This window comes from Streptomyces caniferus (genome assembly GCF_009811555.1).
Lineage (GTDB): Bacteria > Actinomycetota > Actinomycetes > Streptomycetales > Streptomycetaceae > Streptomyces > Streptomyces caniferus.
Window position 1 is genome coordinate 1,045,706 of record NZ_BLIN01000003.1, and the last position, 17,616, is coordinate 1,063,321.

At 69.7% G+C, this 17,616-nt stretch carries 16 protein-coding genes and 1 pseudogene; 6 read left to right on the forward strand and 11 right to left on the reverse strand.

What is annotated here, in order from left to right:
• Window positions 1-19: 19 nt before the first annotated feature.
• Window positions 20-718 (reverse strand): NADPH-dependent F420 reductase, encoded by a 699-nt coding sequence (locus Scani_RS13295; RefSeq protein ID WP_281391944.1) that lies wholly within the window; start codon window positions 716-718, stop codon window positions 20-22.
• On the reverse strand, window positions 715-1,527 hold the full coding sequence (locus Scani_RS13300) for an inositol monophosphatase family protein (protein WP_159474254.1): 813 nt from the start codon (window positions 1,525-1,527) through the stop codon (window positions 715-717). The genes Scani_RS13295 and Scani_RS13300 overlap by 4 nt, the downstream gene beginning before the upstream one ends.
• A 116-nt stretch (window positions 1,528-1,643) precedes the next feature.
• On the opposite strand from Scani_RS13300, the gene Scani_RS13305 reads away from it, so the two are divergent.
• Window positions 1,644-2,621, forward strand: coding sequence for a LysR family transcriptional regulator (locus Scani_RS13305; RefSeq protein WP_159474257.1), 978 nt, complete (start codon window positions 1,644-1,646; stop codon window positions 2,619-2,621).
• A 106-nt stretch (window positions 2,622-2,727) separates the two neighbouring features.
• Here the strand turns inward: Scani_RS13305 and Scani_RS13310 are convergent, their stop codons facing one another.
• Entirely contained in the window at window positions 2,728-3,723 is a 996-nt protein-coding gene (locus Scani_RS13310) for a GlxA family transcriptional regulator (RefSeq protein WP_159474260.1), read from the reverse strand.
• A gap of 130 nt (window positions 3,724-3,853) precedes the next feature.
• On the opposite strand from Scani_RS13310, the gene Scani_RS13315 reads away from it, so the two are divergent.
• The 5 genes and pseudogenes from Scani_RS13315 to Scani_RS13330 all read left to right on the forward strand — a co-directional run bounded on the left by Scani_RS13315 (window position 3,854) and on the right by Scani_RS13330 (window position 7,093).
• Entirely contained in the window at window positions 3,854-4,816 is a 963-nt protein-coding gene (locus tag Scani_RS13315; protein ID WP_159475910.1) for an NADP-dependent oxidoreductase, read from the forward strand.
• A 38-nt stretch (window positions 4,817-4,854) separates the two neighbouring features.
• Window positions 4,855-4,998, forward strand: a pseudogene (locus Scani_RS40870) (NmrA family transcriptional regulator); the annotation flags it as partial.
• Between the two features lie 31 nt (window positions 4,999-5,029).
• Window positions 5,030-5,494, forward strand: coding sequence for an NmrA family NAD(P)-binding protein (locus Scani_RS13320; protein ID WP_246295758.1), 465 nt, complete (start codon window positions 5,030-5,032; stop codon window positions 5,492-5,494).
• Window positions 5,491-6,039 carry a GlcG/HbpS family heme-binding protein gene (locus Scani_RS13325; protein ID WP_246295760.1) on the forward strand — a complete coding sequence of 183 codons (549 nt, stop codon included), beginning with the start codon at window positions 5,491-5,493 and terminating at the stop codon, window positions 6,037-6,039. Before Scani_RS13320 ends, Scani_RS13325 begins: the two co-directional genes overlap by 4 nt.
• 316 nt (window positions 6,040-6,355) lie before the next feature.
• Entirely contained in the window at window positions 6,356-7,093 is a 738-nt protein-coding gene (locus Scani_RS13330; RefSeq protein WP_159474262.1) for a phosphotransferase, read from the forward strand.
• Window positions 7,094-7,418: 325 nt separating this feature from the next.
• On the opposite strand, the gene Scani_RS13335 is transcribed toward Scani_RS13330, so the two are convergent.
• From Scani_RS13335 to Scani_RS13370, 8 genes are all read right to left on the reverse strand, one after another.
• A complete protein-coding gene (locus Scani_RS13335) occupies window positions 7,419-9,995 on the reverse strand; it encodes an ABC transporter permease (RefSeq protein ID WP_159474265.1) in 2,577 nt (858 codons plus the stop codon).
• 99 nt (window positions 9,996-10,094) lie between these two features.
• On the reverse strand, window positions 10,095-10,877 hold the full coding sequence (locus tag Scani_RS13340) for an ABC transporter ATP-binding protein (RefSeq protein ID WP_159474268.1): 783 nt from the start codon (window positions 10,875-10,877) through the stop codon (window positions 10,095-10,097).
• A gap of 177 nt (window positions 10,878-11,054) precedes the next feature.
• The gene (locus Scani_RS13345) at window positions 11,055-11,753 is read right to left on the reverse strand and encodes a response regulator (RefSeq protein ID WP_159474271.1); all 699 of its coding nucleotides are present in this window, start codon (window positions 11,751-11,753) and stop codon (window positions 11,055-11,057) included.
• On the reverse strand, window positions 11,746-13,458 hold the full coding sequence (locus Scani_RS13350; protein WP_159474274.1) for a sensor histidine kinase: 1,713 nt from the start codon (window positions 13,456-13,458) through the stop codon (window positions 11,746-11,748). The genes Scani_RS13345 and Scani_RS13350 overlap by 8 nt, the downstream gene beginning before the upstream one ends.
• Before the next feature lie 450 nt (window positions 13,459-13,908).
• Window positions 13,909-14,304, reverse strand: coding sequence for a recombinase family protein (locus tag Scani_RS13355; RefSeq protein WP_246295762.1), 396 nt, complete (start codon window positions 14,302-14,304; stop codon window positions 13,909-13,911).
• A gap of 351 nt (window positions 14,305-14,655) precedes the next feature.
• Window positions 14,656-15,057, reverse strand: a complete 402-nt coding sequence (locus Scani_RS39940) for a hypothetical protein (protein ID WP_167538078.1) — start codon at window positions 15,055-15,057, stop codon at window positions 14,656-14,658.
• Window positions 15,058-15,410: 353 nt separating this feature from the next.
• On the reverse strand, window positions 15,411-16,271 hold the full coding sequence (locus Scani_RS13365) for an alpha/beta fold hydrolase (protein WP_159474277.1): 861 nt from the start codon (window positions 16,269-16,271) through the stop codon (window positions 15,411-15,413).
• Window positions 16,268-17,524 carry an MFS transporter gene (locus tag Scani_RS13370; RefSeq protein WP_159474280.1) on the reverse strand — a complete coding sequence of 419 codons (1,257 nt, stop codon included), beginning with the start codon at window positions 17,522-17,524 and terminating at the stop codon, window positions 16,268-16,270. The genes Scani_RS13365 and Scani_RS13370 overlap by 4 nt, the downstream gene beginning before the upstream one ends.
• Window positions 17,525-17,616 lie beyond the last annotated feature (92 nt).

A 17,616-nucleotide genomic window follows, 5' to 3' on the forward strand; every position in this document is an offset into this window, starting at 1 on the left:
TGAACGCGGTCTTGGTGGGTCAGCGGGCGAGGGAGACGGCGAAGGGCTTGAAGCCGTGTCGGCGCAGGATGTGGGGCACGACGAGGATCATGGCCTCGGTGGCGCGGGCTGTGGTGATGTCGCCGAGGTCCTCGATCCGTTCGGGCTGCCAGCCCAGGTCGCCGAGCAGGCCGGTGACGGTCCTCTTCGCGTGTTCGTCGTCGCCCGAGAGATAGGCGGTCGGTGGGGTGGTCAGGGTTTCGGGGGCGGTCATGACCATGAACAGCATCGTGTTGAGGGTCTTGACCACATGGGTGTCGGGGAGCGCGGCCTGGAGCTTCTCGGCGAGGCTGCTGCCGGGATAGCACAGGTCGCCGGGCAGGCCGTCACCGTCGTCGCGGGTGGCGTTGGAGACGTCGATGAGGATCTTCCCGGCGAGTTCGGTGCGCAGGTCGGTGAGGCGGTCCAGGGAGCTGTCGCCGGGCGTCGCGTTGATCACGATGTCCGCGGTGCCGGCAGTGGTGCGCTGGTCGGCGAAGGCGATCCGCGGGGCGAGCCCGGCGGTGCGGGCGGCGGTGTCTTCGGGGCTCCGGCCACCGAGGGTGACATGGTGTCCGGCTGCGGAGAGCTTGCCGGCGAGGTTGGTGCCGACGCGGCCGGCGCCCAGGATGCCGATGCTGGTCATGCGGTGTTGCTCCTTGCGGTGTCGGGGTGGGGAAGAGCGGAGGTTCCCGGTCAGGCGATCGGCGAGAGGACCTTGAGGGCAGCGCCGTGGATGCCGGGGGCGGCGGCCAGGAAGTCGCGGCTGCCGGTGTTCCAGTGCTCGCCCGCCAGGTCGGTGACGGTGCCTCCGGCCTCGGAGACCAGCAGGGCGCCGGCGACCAGGCCGGAGCGGACGTCGGAGAACTGCCAGAACGCGTCCATGCGTCCGGCGGCGACGTGGATGAGCTGCATCGTGGCGGGAACGGACACACGCACGACCAGGCCGTTGATGAGCATCGCGGTGACGGAGTCACCGATCCGCCGCAAGGTGCGCTCGTCCTCGCCGGGCCTGGCCTGACCGGTGCCGATGAGCGCGGCGCCCAGGTCGGTCTTGGCAGACACCTTCAGGGGCCGGTCGTTGAGGCGGGCACCGCCGCCGGCGACCGCGGTGTAGGTGTCGCCGGTCAGCGGCAGGTGTACGACGGTGACTACCGGCTGGTTGTCGCGGACCAGGGTGGCGGTGACGGCCCAGTCCTCCATGCCGTGGACATGGTTGATGTTGCCCTCGGCGGGGTCGACGACCCACCACTCACCGGGCGGGAGCGCGCCGCCGGCCAGCTCGTCCTCGGCCCACTGCGACCCCGGCCGGGCCCGCAGCAGCGGTTCCCGCAACACGTTCAGCACCGCGTCGTCGTTGGCGTGGATCTCGCCGACGACCTCGTCCAGACTCACGCCCCGGGCGTGCGGGGTGTGGCGGTCGCGCAGCGTGACGCCGGCGGTCTTCACCGCAGCTGTCACATCGGACAGGAGCGTCGTACCGGCGGCGAAAGGCATGGCTGTGCTCATGGGCGGGCTCCCTGGGATCGGTGGAAGCGGGGCGGTTGTCTCGCCCCCGCACTTCGAAGGTAGGCCGCCCGATCATTAACAACAAGTGCATGCTTGTCACTTGTAGAGTTACTGCCATGCAACTGGATCTGAACCTGCTCACGGCCCTGGACGCACTGCTGGAGGAGGGCAGCGTCGCCGGCGCGGCAGCACGCCTCCACGTCACCTCACCGGCGATGAGCCGCTCCCTGGGCCGCATCCGCAAAGCCACCGGTGACCAGATCCTGGTCCGCACCGGCCGCAGCATGGTCCCCACCACCCGCGCACTCGCCATGCGCGCCAAGGTCCACGCCCTCGTGCAGCAGGCCCACCAACTTCTGTCCGCGCAGCAGGAACTCGACCTGGCGGCTCTGGACCGGGTGTTCACCGTGCGCTGGCACGACGCCCTGACCGCCGCGTGCGGCACCGCCTTGACCTCGGCCGTCCATCATCAGGCCCCCGGCGTCCGGCTGCGTCTGTCCGCCGAACCCGGAAGAGATGACGCCGAGCTGCGCCGGGGTGAGGTCGACCTCGAATCGAGCTCCAGCGCTCCGACGCTCCCCCACATCCGCCACCGCCTCGTCGGCAGCGACCGGCTGGTCGTCGCCGTCCGCCCGGGCCACCCGCTCACCGCAGGCCCGCTGAGCCTTGAGCGTTACGCAGCTGCCGAACACCTCACCGTTTCGCGGCGCGGAAACCTGCGCGACCCGATCGATGACGCCCTGACCACACACGGCCTCGAACGACGCGTCGTCGCCGCCGGGCCCACCGCCGCCTTCGCACTGCAACTCGCCCTCGACACCGACCTGGTCGTCACCCTCCCCGACGCGGTCACCCGAACGGCCCGGAAACGGCTCGGCCTGGCCACAATGCCGCCGCCACTCCCGCTGCCCGACATACCCCTGTACCTGCTGTGGCACCAGCGCTACGACAACGACCGCGCCCACACCTGGCTGCGAGAGCTGGCCACCGATACCGTCCAGGCACTCTTCACACCACCGACCGCCTCTCAACACCCCCTCACCAACCGGACCGGGAAGGACGGATACGCCCGGGGAGAGGACTGCGGCAGCTGACTCCCGTTTGCCTGCCCAGGCGAACGAACCGCCCTGCGCGCCCCGAGCCCTGGACCCCGGGCCGCTTGCAGGACGTCGCCGTGCGGCGGGGTGGACCGACCAGGCCTCAGGGCGCCTGGAGCGGCTCCGTCCGGGCCGGTTCAGGGGCGCAGTGGGCGCGGCGGTAGGTCAGGGGGGACAGGCCGAGGTGGGTGTGGAAGTGCTTGCGCAGGGCGACGGGATCCCCGAAGCCGCAGGCCGTGGCGATGCGCGCGACGGTCAGGTCGCTCGACTCCAGCAGGCGGCGCGCCTGGGTCAGCCGGCTTTGCAACAGCCATTGAAGGGGGCTCGTGCCCACCTCGGCGCGGAACCGCCGGGTGAAGGTGCGCTCGCTCATATGGGCATGGTGGGCCATGTCCTGCAGCGTGACCGGTTCGGCCAGCCGGCCCAGTGCCCACTGGCGGGTGGCCGAGGTGGAACGGTCGGCATCTTTCGGCACCGGGTGCTCGATGAACTGCGCCTGTCCGCCCTCGCGCCATGGAGCCACCACGCATCGTCGCGCTGCGGAGGTGGCCACGGTCGCGCCGTGGTCCCTGCGGACCAGGTGGACGAACAGGTCGATGCCGGCCGCTCCGCCGGCAGCTGTCAGGATGCGCCCGTTGTCGACGAACAGCACGTCCGGATCGACCTCGACGTCGGGGAACAGTCGTGTGAACTGGCCGCACAGCGCCCAGTGGGTGGTGGCCCGCAGTCCGTCCAGCAGGCCGGCCGCCGCGAGCAGGAATGACGACGTGCACAGGCTGACGATGCGGGTCTCGGGCCCGATCCGGGCGAAGGCCGTGGCGACCCGGGCGGGCAGCTCGCCGGTGGCCAGCAGGTGTTCGTCGGGCTCCTGGGTGGCGATCACCACGGTGTCCGCACTCTCCAGGAGTGACTCGTCGTCGTCGACGATGATCCGGAAGCCCTCGTTCGTGCGGACCGGCCGGGCGCCGAGTGAGCAGGTCGTCACGGAATAGAGCCGTGCCCCGGTCGGGTCGAGGGCCTCGTTGAGCACCCGGGCCGCGATGCCCAGATCCATCGGCATGACCCCGTCGAGGGCGAGAACGGCAACACGATGCGGCATGGCTGGAATGGTACGACAGGTGACTGTCCAGCCACTCACGGCGTCTCTGAGCGTCGGCGAGGCTGGAGCACGTGCCCGGGCTCCGGGCCCGGACTGAAGAACATGCGAAGCGGATATGAGCGAGGAAATTATGAGCGAGCAGACGATGCGCGCCGTCACCATCAAGGAGTTCGGCGGACCGGAGGTGCTGAGCGCCGGGCGGGTAGCGCGCCCCGAACCACTGCCGACCGAGGTGCTGGTGCGCGTGCACGCCGCCGGAATCAACCCGGTGGACTGGAAGACCCGCACCGGGCACGGTATGGCCGGGCTGCAGACGCTGCCGCTGATCCTCGGCTGGGACGTCTCCGGCGTCGTCGAGGAGGTCGGCTTCGGAGTCACTACGCTCGCACCCGGCGACGAGGTCTACGCCATGCCGTGGTTCCCGCGCCCGGCCGGCGGCTACGCCGAGTTCGTCACGGCACCGTCCCGCCAGTTCGCCCGCAAGCCGGCTTCGCTCTCGCACGTCGAGGCCGCGGCTCTGCCGCTCGCGGCGCTCACCGCGTGGCAGGCCCTGGTCGACACGGCGGGCGTCACCGCCGGGCAGCGGGTGCTGGTGCACGCCGCGGCCGGTGGCGTGGGGCACTTGGCGGTGCAGTTCGCCAAGCACCTTGGCGCCGAGGTGATCGCGACCGCCCGCGAGCCCCGGCACACCTGGCTCAAGGAACTGGGCGCGGACGAGACGATCGACTACACCCGGCAGCGGTTCGAGGAGGCCACCGGCAAGGTCGATGTCGTCATCGACCTGCTCGGCACTCTGGATGACACCGACGTGCGGTCCGTGTCGGTGACCCGGCCCGGCGGCCTGATCGTCTCCGTCCCGGGCGGTGTCACGGACGGCCTGGCCGCCGCGGCCGGACAGGCGGGTGTGCGCTCCAGCCCGCTTCTGGTCGAGCCGGACGCCGCCGCTCTGACGGCCATCGCCGGCCTCGTCGACTCCGGCGCGGTCCGGGTCGAGGTCGAGCGCACCTTCGCCCTGGAGCAGGCCGCCGAGGCGCACCGGCTGGGTGAGACCAACCGCACCCGCGGCAAGCTCGTGCTGGAGGTGACGCAGTGACGTCGACGACCGCGCTCGTGGTCGGGGGCACCGGGGCCATGGGGACCCGGGTCGTCCGCGCCCTCGCCGCACGGACCGGCACCGTCGTACGGGTACTGACGCGGAACCCATCCTCGGACCGCGCCCGTGCCCTGGTCGAGACCACCCCCGGTGACGTTCGGCCGGTCCGCGGTGACCTGGACGACGAACAGTCCCTGAAGGCCGCTTTCCACGGTGTCGACCAGGTCTTTCGAGAACCTGTACGCCCTGGCGCCACAGCCGACCCGGCTGCCCGACGGACGCGAGGGCCTCCTGTTCGCCCTGCCGCTCGGCAAGGACGGCCGCTGGCCCCTGATCGCGCTCGACGACATCGCCTTCTTCGCCCGCCACCAGCTCGACCACTGGAACGACTGGGGCGGCCGGACCCTGCGCATCGCCGCCGAAGCCCTCACCGATGACCAGATCGCGGCAGCGTTCGAGAGGACGACCGGCGTGCCGAGCGCCTACCAAGCGGTGGACCTCGACGACTTCAGCCGGTCTCTACCAGGGATCGGCCACGACCTGGCCGCGATGTTCGCCTTCTTCCAGGACCGCGACCTCCTCTCCCGGGACCGGGACCTGCCCGCCCTGCACCCCGAACTCGCCACCTTCAGCGACTGGCTGACCACCACCGGATGGGACGGCACCGCCGCGGGATGACAACGAGCGGCACCGCACTCCGCTCCCCGCGGATACCCCTGCCGATCCGGTGCACCACCGGCAGCCGGCCGAAAGTGATCTTTGCTCGTGAAGAGGATTTGATGCAGAACGTCACGCGGACGCATTCCCTGCCCGCACATTCGATCACCCGCTCCTCCGCCGCCGAACTCGTCGCAACAGTGCGCGCGGCTGCCGAGAACATCGGATTCGAAGCCGCCGTCGCGGTCACCGACGCCGGCGGCCATCTGAAGGCGTTCGAACGCGCCGACGACGTACCGTTCCTCGCCGCTGAGGTCGCCGTCGACAAGGCATGGACGGCAGCCTCCTTCCGCACCGCCACCCACGTCTGGAATTCCTACGTAGCCGACCCCGAGGTCGCCCCTCTCTCCCATCATCCTCGGCTCATGGCTGTCGGCGGCGGCTATCCAGTCATCGAGCTCGGCGAGGTCACCGGCGGTTTGGGCGTCTCCGGCGGCAGTGCCGAGCAGGACCGGCAGGCCGCAGAAGCCGGGCTGCGCGCGCTGGGGTTCGAAGTCCCCGCCTGAGCCATGCTGGGCAGTCTGATCCACGAACCTCACACGGCGAAGGCCCGTGCTCCTGCCGAGAAGCGCAGGGGCACGGGCCTTTGAGCGTTTTGGGTGTACGTACACCTTTCACCAGGAGCATCCCGATGCTCGCCGGCAAGAGACCTGGTGCCTCCCAAACTCATCAACATCACCCGACCGTGGATCGGGGCGCCTCCCGAACTCATCGACAAGTGACGTCACCACTGCGGTTCTGGCACACATTCCGTGACGCGCACACGTTGAGTAGCGGGGAGGTCGTTGAGATCTCCAGGTCAAGATCGTGCACAGTAGAGGGATGTCTGAGTCGTCCTTGCCTGGCGGCTTCATCAGTCACGTGGTGCGTGTCGGTGCCACGGTGCGCCGGCCCGCGTCGGCCAGTACGGAGTTCATCGGCGACCTGCTGACGATGTTTGAGGCCAGTGGCTGGCCAGGTGCACCGCGCTACCGCGGCATCGACGAGGAGGGCCGGGAGATCCTCACCTACCTCAAGGGGCACGTGGCCTGGGAACCGCAGCAGCCGCCGGATGTGTACTCCGAAGAGAGTCTGCTGCGGGTCACGCAGCTTGTGCGGGAGTTCCACGACCTGACGGCAGGCACGGAACTGGCCGGATCACATGAGGTCGTATGCCACAACGACCTCTCGCCCAAGAACACGATCTATCGACCTGTCAGCGGCGTCTTGCGCCCGGTGGCCTTCATCGACTGGGATCTGGCAGCCCCCGGCGCCCGCATCCATGATGTCGCCCAAGTGGGCTGGCAGTACCTCGAACTCGGGCCGAGCGTCGAAGACATCTCCGAAGCTGCGCGACGGTTGAGGTTGATCGCTGACAGTTATGAGCTCGTAGACCGGCGTGATCTCGTCTCTGCGATCTTGTGGTGGCAGGAGAGATGCTGGCGTGGTATTGAGGCTGCTGCGGACTCTGGAGACCTCGCGATGATCCGTCTTCGTGATGCCGGTGCAGTGACAGAGGTACAGGAGGCGTATCAGTGGGTCTGCGATCACCGGCTCAATATGGATCGTGCCTTGCGCTGAGCAACTGGGTGCCGGCCATCTCACCAACTGAGTACGCGCTGCCGCTCTCCTTGTGACAGCAGAACTCGCTTGCGGAGAAGAGGTCACTCTTCCCGGAGGGCGGAGACAGCGTCAGCCGTCACCCACCGTGTCGTTTCACGGAAGTTGTGCCAGAACCCACCACCTCGGTAAAGCCACAGCCCCCTTCCCCAAGGGCACGGGCTTCCGGGCCGAGTGACCACGGGTGCTGGACCGTGGAGGCTGGGGACGGTGTCGATGTCCCGAGCCACGGTGCAGCCGGTGTGGTGCGCCGTGGCCCGGTCTTGGGCCGCTCGGGCCGCCCGGATCAGCTCGACTGGATCGACTGGAGCATGTTCAGGCGGGCCGCCCGGCGGGCCGGCCAGATCGCTGCCAGGACACCGATCACCAGTGCCAGCCCCAGGAACATCCCCAGCTCGCCCCATGGCAGGAGGGTCTCGTACGTGTCCATCGACGACCTCACCAGGCCGCCGCCGGCCCAGGCCAGGAAGATGCCGGTGCCGATGCCGAGCGCCGCGCCGAACAGCGAGATGACCACCGACTCCAGCCGGACCATCTGCTTGATCCCGGTGCGGTCGAGGCCGATGGCCCGCAGCATTCCGATCTCGCGGGTGCGCTCGAAGACCGACATGGCCAGGGTGTTGACGACGCCGACGACCGAGATGAGGAGGGCCATGCCGAGGAGCCCGTACATCATCTTGAGGACCGTGCCGATGTCCGCGCCGCCGTCCTTGATGGCCTGCTCGTGGCTTTGGACCTCCACCAGCGGGCTGTCGCCGAGTGCGGCACGGATCTTCCGCTCAAGGCCCGCGGCCTGGCCGGGTTCGGCCATGACCAGCACCTCTTTGAGCTTCTTGCTGTCGGAGTACGGGAGGGTGTCGGCGAGCGTGCCCAGTGCATCCTCCGTGGTGGGGGTCTTGGTGTAGACGCCGACGACCTTCAGCTTCAGCTTCACCTCCTTCTCGCTCCGGCCGGTGATTGCGCCGACGTCGAGGGTGCTGCCGACCTCGAGCCCGGCCTTGGTGGCGAACTCGTCGGAGACCGCCACCTTCCCGGGGCCGATGTCGCGCAGCGAGCCGGCGCGGAAGTCGAGATTCGCGGCCTTGCCGTAGGTCTTGGGGTCCGTGCCGGTGATGGTGAAGAAGTTGGTCCCCCCGGTGCTGGCCGACGCCACGGTCGTGGGGACGGCCGCGGCGACGCCGGGCACCCGCGCGATCTTGGCGGCCGCGTCCACTTCGAGCCCGGTGGTGATGGTGTTGGCGACCGTGTAGTCGGCGGACAGGCCCTGGGTGGCATCCGCGATCAGGGCACGTTCGGTGGAGTGCCCGACCACGGTCAGGCCGGTGACCAGAGCGAGCCCGACCATCAGGGCGGATGCGGTGGCGGCGGTGCGGCGCGGGTTGCGCAGCGCGTTCTCCTTGGCCAGCTTGCCGGTGACGCCGAAGAGGCGGGTGGTGGCCTTGCCGGCCAGGGTGATCAGCGGGCGGGAGAGCAGCGGTGCCTGAACTATGATGCCCACGATGGTCAGTGCGGCGCCGAGCATCGCGACCAGCAGGTAGGTCTGGTCGGTGGAATCGACCGTGTAGATGTACAGCATCAGCAGCGCCCCGGACCCGGTGAGCAGGGTGCCGAGCACGTTGCGGACCACCAGGGCGCGGGCGGGCGGTGCCTGGTCGACGCTGCTGAGCGCCGCCACGGGGGCGATCTTCGCGGCCTTGCGGGAGGGCAGCCAGGCGGCCAGGACGGTGATGAGGACGCCGACCACGAGCGACCAGATAACCGTCCCTTGCGAGATGATCAGCGGTCCGGCGGGCAGCCCGGCGCCGCTCGCGTTGAGCAGCGGGCGCATGACGGTGGCGATACCGATGCCGAGGACGAATCCGACGGCGGAGGCACCGAGCCCGAGGAGGGCGGCCTCGATGAGAACGGCGCGTACGACCTGGCGGCGCGAGGCGCCCACGGCCCGCATCAGCGCGATTTCCCGGCTGCGCTGGGCGATGAGCATGGTGAAGGTGTTGGCGATGATGAACGCGCCGATGAACAGCGCGATGCCGGCGAAGCCGAGCAGCGTCTTGGTGAGAAACCCGGTGTGCTCGCCGATCTGCTCGGCCTGCTCGGCGGCCAGGTCTTCGCGGCTGGTGGCCCTCGTGCCCTTGTCGGGGAGCAGTGCCCGCACCCGGTCGGTCAGCTCGCTGGGATCGGTACCGGGCTTGGCCGCGACCGCCATCTCGTGGAACTGGCCGGGGTGGAGGAAGAGCCTCTGTGCGGTCCTGGTGTCGAAGAGCGTGAGCGTGCCCCCGGCGTTGACCCGCGGATCGTCCGTGGTGACGGTACCGACCAGCTTCTTGGCCAGGCCGGGCCCGTCGATGGCGAAACGGACGGTGTCACCGATCCGGTAACCGGCCTTCGCTGCGGTCCTGGCATCCAGCGCCAGTTCGCCCTCGGCTGCGGGTCCGCGGCCTTCCTTCAGCGAGATGCGGCTGTCCTTGCCGGGCAGGTAGTTGGTGGCCAGGTTCAGCAGGGCCCTGTCGGTGTTGACCGGCAGGCCGTCCTTGCCGGCCACGGTGACCATGCCGTTGACGGTGGGGCGCACCGCGGCGACGCCGGGCAGCGCGCGGATCTTGTCTGCCAGCGCGGTGTCGAGCGTGCTGGACGGCGTGCCGTCCGGGCCGCCCGTTCCCGCGATGCGGTACTGCACCTGGGACTGTACGGAGACGGCCACGCCCTTGAGGCTTGCGCCGGCGGCCGTGCGGTAGGCGTTCGCGGTGGTGTCGCCGAAGATGAGGGTGCCGGAGACGAAGGCGACGCCCAGGAGGACCGCGAGCGCGGTCATGACCAATCGGGCTTTGTGCGCAAAAACGTTGCGCAGAGCTATTCGCAGCATGTCGGTTTCAGTCCTGGAGTGGAGCGGAGGGAAGGGAGCCGTGCGGGAGGACGAGCCGTACGGGACGGCGCGTCGGAGCGGGCCGTGCGGGAGGGCGCGTCAGTTCGCCGGTCCGCTGGTGTCGAGGAGCCGCATACGATCGAGCACGGACTCGGCGGTGGGGGCGGCCAGTTCGTCGGTGATCTGCCCGTCGGCGAGGAAGACCACGCGGTCCGCGTAGGAGGCGGCCACCGGGTCGTGGGTGACCATCACGACCGTCTGCCCCAGCCCGCGTACGGACTCCTGCAGAAAGCCCAGCACCTCCGCGCCGGAACGGGAGTCGAGGTTGCCGGTCGGCTCGTCGGCGAAGATGATCTCCGGTCGGCCGGCCAGCGCGCGGGCCACCGCGACGCGCTGCTGCTGCCCGCCGGAGAGCTGCGAGGGACGGTGCTGCAGCCGCCCGGAGAGGCCGACGGTCCGCACGATCAGATCCAGCCACTGCCGGTCGGGCTTGCGGCCGGCGACATCCATCGGCAGCGTGATGTTCTCCATCGCGTTCAGCGTGGGCAGCAGGTTGAACGCCTGGAAGACGAAACCGATCTTCTCCCGGCGCAGCTGGGTGAGCCGTCGGTCGTCCAGGCCGGACAGCTCGGTGTCACCGACGTGGGCAGAGCCCCCGGAGAGCGAGTCGAGCCCCGCCATGCAGTGCATCAGCGTCGACTTGCCGGAGCCGGACGGCCCCATGATCGCGGTGAACCGGCCGCGCCCGAACTCCACACAGACCGAGTCGAGGGCGACGACGCGGGTATCGCCCTCGCCGTAGACCTTGGTCAGTCCCGTGGCGCGGGCGGCGGCACCGGAGGGGGCCCTCAAGCGGGTGGTACGGGTGGTGGAATGCGACATGGCTGCTCCTGGAAGGGGTGCGGGACTCCCGACCATCGTGGCCGCGGCGCACCCCCCAACTCGTCGCTCTCAGGGCGGGGATGTGCCGCCTGCCGAAGGTCAGACCCGCCCCGGCCTTGTCACCCTCACGGACCACGGCCTCTCTGCCCAAAGTCAGAGTCGACGGCCGTCCAGGGCTCAGCTCATGAGCCCGGCCTGGTGCGCCAGCAACGCCGCCTGCACCCGGCTTTCGCACCCCGTCTTCCCCAGGATCGCCCCGACATGGGACTTGACCGTCCCCACCCCGATACCGAGCCGCGAGCCGATCTCCAGGTTCGCCAGCCCCGCCCCCAGCATGACCAGCACCTCCCGTTCCCGGTCCGTCAGCCCCGCCACCCTGCTGTCCGGAGCGGCGGCCCCGGCACCGGCCGAGCCGCCTCTCAGCATCCGGCGGATGACCGACCCGGTGACGCCGGGCGAGAGCACCGCGTCCCCCACGGCCGCGGCCCGTACCGCGCTGATCAGCTCCTGCGGCCCGTCGTCCTTGAGCAGGAAGCCCGTGGCGCCCGCCCGCAGAGCCCGGATGACGTTGTCCTCGTCACCGAAGGTGGTGAGCATGACGACCTGCGGCCCGGGGTCGAGGGCGACCAGCGGTCCGACGGCCGCGAGCCCGTCGAGAACCGGCATACGGACGTCGAGGAGCACCACATCGGGCCGGTGCTCGGCGGCGAGCCGCACGGCCTCGGCGCCGTTGGCCGCCTCACCCACCACCTCGATGCCCTCGGCGTGCTGGAGGATCACCCGGACACCGTGCCGGATCATCTGCTCGTCGTCGGCGAGCAGCACCCGGATCACGGAATCCTCCCGGGAGCCCGCCGAGTTGGCCTGTTCAGTCATGTGTCCTGCTCCCACCGGGCGGTTCGGTCACCACCGGAACGGTAAAACGGTCGATCGCCATCAATGAGTCGGACCGGAAGCAATAGCGGACGGCCTCCAGCCGACCACTCTTCAGCTTCTCGCCCATGTTCGTATACATGCAGTCCGTGGCGGAACCCGGCCGCGGCGGCTCGCGCCCGGCGGCAACCGCACGCGACGTGTCGCTGTCCGATCCCACGGCCCCCTCCACCTGCTTCCTGCTCATCCCCAACCGGGGCTCCTCGCCGCTCGGGGGTTCGGGACTGTGCTGCGCCTGGTCCACCAGCACGAGCCCGAACATCATCAACACGCCCACCCCCACCAGGCCGAGCAGCCCGGAGACGGCGACACCGAGGCGCCGCTGGAGGGCGGAGAGCCCACTGCCGGGGCCATCGACGGCCACCGGCCCGTTGTCGTACGCCTCCGCGTCCGCCATCTCCGCCCCGGGCCCGGGGTCGGCGGGAATGTCGGCCGCCACGGCGAAGCCCCCACCGGGCGTCCGCTCCGCCTCCAGAGCGCCACCGAGCAGCGCCACCCGCTCCCGCAGCCCGATCAGCCCCTGCCCGGAGCCGAGCCCGGTCGCGGCAGCGGGCGCGACGGGCGGCACACCGTTGCGCACCTCGACCGCCACCCGCTCGTCGGTATGGCGGACGGCGACAGTCACATGGGCCCCGGCCGCATACCGGTGGACGTTGGTGAGCGACTCGCGCACCACCCGGTGGACCGCCCGCCGCACCCGGGCCGGCCGGGCGTCGAGATCGGGCCCCTCCCAGGAAAACGCGACGGGAATACCACCGCCCTGCGACTCCTCGACCAACGCCTCGATGTCCGCGCGAGTGCCCGTCGCATCGGTCAGCACATCCGTACCGGTGTCCCTCTCCACCGGGCCGAGGACCCCCAGCGCCTCCCGCAGCTCCTGCATCGCATCGCGCGTGGCACTCCGCACCAGCGCGGCCTCGTTTTGCAGCGCGGGCGCCTCCTTGAGCAGCGCCATCTCCAGCCCGCCCGCATGCAGGGAGACCAGGCTCAGCCGGTGCCCCACCAGATCGTGCATCTCCGCAGCGATACGCGACCGCTCACGCATACGCGACTCGCTGTCCGCCAGCCGCCGCGCCTCCTCGGCGGCGGCAGCCCGCTCCCGCAACGCCCGCAGCAGGCGGTCCTGCTGCCCCATGGAGATGCCGACCAGCCCTGGCACGACGACCGTGGTGGTGGCGAGCACCGCAGCGAGGGCAGGGCCGATCTCCCATCTGGACAGGCCCACCCACGGCGCGAACGCCACGCAGGTCACCAGCGCCGAGGCGGCCGCCGCGAGCAGCAGCCCGGCACGCCGCCGCGGCGTCTTAATCTGCCGGGCCGCGGTGTAGGCGGCCACCGCGGTCAACGGCGCCACAGCGGGCACCGCCCCCATCAGCGCCGCCAGCCCGACCAGACTGGCCACCGGGAACCGGCGCCGCACCAACACCAGCACCACTGCGACGCCGATGAGCCCCAGGGCCGCCGCCCCGCCCGCCGGCCCGAGGTAGCTCACCAACCCGTCGCTCCGGCACATCAGCAGCACCAGCGCCCCCGCCAGGACCACCTCACCCGCCGCCCGCCACAGCAGCCACCGCCCTTGCTCCCCGGGCCCCGCAAAGAGGCTCAGGGCCGGGCGGTTCTGGGTGACGGGCGAAGCGCTGAACGACATAACGCCGATTATCACGGCCCCGCAGCAGGGGTTCCCTGGTCCTTGAGGGTGACCCTGCCTCTACCAAAAGGCAGAGGACCTGCCGGAGGCGGCGGGAACGGGTACGCCCGAGGTGAGGCCCGGACGCGGCTCGGCCGGCCGGCGCTCAGGTGCCGCAGGCAGGCCGCACGGCGCCCTCGGCGCATGGGCGAAGTGCCCAGTGTGGAGAGGTGCTGCCGCAAACCGGCTGCGGAGACCCGACCGTGATTCACCACCCATCGCCGATCGACAAGCCTCTGCCGCCGCGCGCTCAACATTGCAGCAGGGCGTGCCCCATCCGTGCCCTTCAGCGGCAGACGCCACTTCCCGGGAACGGACTACGTACAGCCGCGTCGTACAGGCCGGTCTCGCGGTCGGCCCGGAACCGCTCCCTCGTTGCCTGCACCAAGGATGCGGCGGGCGACGACCTGATCACGGTGGAGGCATGGGCCGTCCGGCAGCACGCGTCTTGACGGTGGCGTTTCGATTCCGGCGCTGGATGGCGCGCAGTTCCATCTGGGCGCCCCACGCCTCCATGGTGAAGCGATTCTCGTCAGTGGCGTCGTCGAGGTCCCAGGGGCCGTCGTGGCCATACGTAACGAGCAGCTTTCCCTCGTCACGCATCTTGTAGCCGGTGTTCAGGCAGTCAACGATGTTGCGGCCGAGCCAGTCGACCGCTGCGGCGACGTGGCCGTCATACGGCCTCCGCTCGTCACGAAGCCACGGCCCGAGCTTGGGCCGGGTGACCGGGTCCGTGGCTCCCGACACCTCCCAGTCGTCGGCCCAGCCGATGATGTGCCCGCCGACAGATGCCGCGGCTGTCAGCACGTCCTCCCGTTGACGCTCCGGGGGGCGACGTGGCCGGCTTCATACGGGACAGCCGCCGCACGCCGAGCAGGCACTTTCCGCATCCGCCGTAGGGGCGTTCGATCATGTCCAGGTCCGTACCGCGCAAGGTCTCTCCGTTTCGGGCACGCAGGATACGGAGATTTCGCGGCCACCCCCAGGACGATCTTGGTCAGCCCAGGAAGCTCAGCCGCACCTGACGGTTGACATTATCGATATTGGTATCCGCCAACCTCCGTCAAGGCAACCCAAGCCTGGTTCGGCCACTCACGTCCTCTCGTCGCCGAGGTCCCTGCTGCGACGATCACCTTCCCGAAGAGGGAAATCTGTTGCTCAGGTGGCGCGGCGGGCCAACTCCGAGCGCAGGCTGTCGTTCTCGGTTCTCAAGCGTTGGAGTTCTTCTCGCACCGGGATCAAGGTCTCCTGAAGCTCGGCTGCGGTGTACCGGGGGGTGATGTGCTGTGGGCAGTTCCAGTCGTAGGCGTGGACGTGCAGCAGCGCGAGCCGCTGGAGCTGGGTGCGTGGGGTTGAGGGCATGGTCCGGGCGCGGAGTTCGGGGTGATGGTCCGGATCGAGGAGTTGGATGCTGCCGAAGATTTTCAGGCGCTGCTGACGGGCGTAGTCCATGAGGAACACAGAGGCCCGCTTGTCCGTGGTGAGGTTGCCGTGGCTGATGTACTGCCGGTTTCCTCGCAGTTCGGCCCAGGCGAGTGTGGTCTCGTCGATGACGTGCACGAATCCTGGGGGGGGGGCCGCCCCGGTACTGCACGTAGGGCCATCCGCTGCTGCTGGCGGTGGCGAGGTAGAAGCCGTCTCGTTCGGCGATGAACTGTTCTTCGGCGGGTCCCAGGGCGTCGTTGGCGAAGTCGGCTTCCTCGAACCGCTGCATGGCGCGTCTGCTGCCGTTCGCCTGCTGTGTTTCTTTGACCTCGTCGGTGAAGGCGATGCGTGCGTAGTGCTGAGGCATGCGCTCTCCTTGGTGGTTGCAGCGTGGTGAATTGACGTGTCGGCGTGCGGCGCGCAGTCGGGCAGCGGCGGTGTGGGGTGGGCAGGCCGGCGGGTGCCGGCCTGCCCAGCGCGGCGGTTTGTTAGTTCAGGACGCGTCCGAGGAAGCCGCGGATGTAGCCGGCGATGGTGTCGAGCTGGTCTTCGAGGGCGAAGTGGCCGGCGTCCAGGAGGTGGATCTCGGCGTCGGGCAGATCGCGACGGTAGGCCTCGGCTCCGTCAGGGCCGAAGATTTCGTCGTTGCGGCCCCAGACGGCCAGCAGGGGCACCTGGGTGGTGCGGAAGTACTCCTGGAAGGCGGGGTAGGCGTCGAGATTGTTCTTGTAGTCGCGGAAGAGAGCGAGCTGGATCTCGGCGTTGCCGGGCCGGTCGAGAAGTGCCTGGTCGTGCGTCCAGGTGTCGGGACTGATGAGGGTGGTGTCCTTGACACCGTGGGTGTACTGCCAGTGCGTGGCATCGGCGGTCAGCAGGGCGCGCACGGCGGGCTCGGTGTCGGGGCCCGGCTCGGTGGCGTAGGCGAACAGCGGCTCCCAGAAGGGGGTGAAGCCTTCGGTGTAGGCGTTGCCGGACTGGGTGATGATCGCGGTCACCCGGTCGGGGTGGGCCTGGGCGATCTTGAGGCCGATGGGTGCGCCGTAGTCCTGGATGTACAGGGCGAAGTTCTGCACCCCGAGATGGTCGAGCAGTGCGAGTGTGACGGCGGTGAGGTTGTCGAAGGTGTACTCGTACGTGTCGGCGGAGGGGGCGGAGCTGCGTCCGAAGCCGATGTGGTCCGGTGCGATGACGTGGTAGCGGTCGGCGAGGGCGGGGATCAGCTCGCGGAACATGTGTGAGCTGGTCGGGAAGCCGTGGAGCAGGACCAGGGTGGGGGCATCGGCGGGTCCGGCCTCGCGGTAGAAGACCGTCTGGCCTTCGATGTCGGCGAACTTGTGGTGGGTGGTCATGACATGCCTTCCGTTGTCAGGCTGGTGGGGAGATCCGGCACAGGGGTGTCGGAAGTGTGGGTGGGGGCCGGCTGCGTCGTGGCGCCGGCGTCGGAGTCGGCCGTGCGGCTGCGCAACAACAGCACCAGGGCAAGAAGCGGTGCCGCGGCGATGCCGGCGAGCAGCGGGGTGTAGCTGCCCGTCCAGGCGTGCACGGCGCCGCCGGCGGCGACACCAAGGGCTGCGGCCGTCTGATGGACGAGCCATGCGCGCGCCATCGACCGGCCCAGCCGGCTTGCAGGGGTCTTCTCGGTGAGTGCTGCGACCGTGAGGGGGATGGTCGCAAAGCTGGAGAGACCGAACAGGACTGTTCCGGCGAGAACCAAGGCGGGGCCGGGCGCGAAGGCCAGCAGGAGCAGCGCGAGCGTACGCAGTGCATGAAGTGCGTACAGCAGGCTGCGGGGTGCTGCACGGCGCAGCAGGACGCCGGTGGCGATCATGGCTGCGAGGCTTGCGGCGGCGGCGAGCGCTGCCAGGTTTCCGCTGGCGGCCGGGGCTGTGCCGTGGTCAATCGCGTACTGAGGCAGGGCCAGCATGACCATGTACAGCGAGAGAGCGTGCAGGCCGAAGGTGATGGTCAGCGTCAGGGAGCCCGACCGTGCCGCCGCGCTGGTCGCCTTCGCGGGTGCGGAGGGAGCGGACGCGACGGGAGGCTCTGTGGGTGTTGCCAGCAGCAGAGGGATGACCAGCACGGCGGCGCCCGCTCCGAGGAAGGTGTAGGACGTCGGGATGCCCTCCACACCGGCGAGGAAGGCCGCTGCCGGTACGACGAGCAGCTGTCCGAGGTTGATACCGGCGGTGATGATCGTCAGAGCTGACGCCTTCCGGTGTGGGAACCAACGGCTCACCAGCGCGGAAACGGGCGGCGTGCTGGAGGCGGCGAAACCCGCGGCGCCGAGAACGCCGTAAGCCAGCGCGAACTGCCACAGCTGCGACGTCACCGACAGCAGCATCTGGGCCGCGACCAGCAAAGACATGCCGATGAGCAGGACCCTGCGAGCGCCCCACGCATCCACTGCCCGGCCCACGAGTGGCTGCAGAAGCCCGGTGAGCGCCGTGTTGAGGCCCGCGACGGCGCCCAAGGCTGCCGCGCTCCATCCGTGCTCGGCAGCGAGGAAGGGGAACAGGGCGCCGGCTGCAAAGTTCACGCCGAAGGCTGCGGTCATGCAGGCAAGCCCCGCCAGAAGCGCAACATGTCGACGCTTCAACAACATCGTAACCCCTTCGGACGCTTTTACTGGTTAGCTCGATTCGAGGAGAGCACGCCTCTGCTAACCTGTCAAGTGAGCTTGAGTGGTTACCCAGG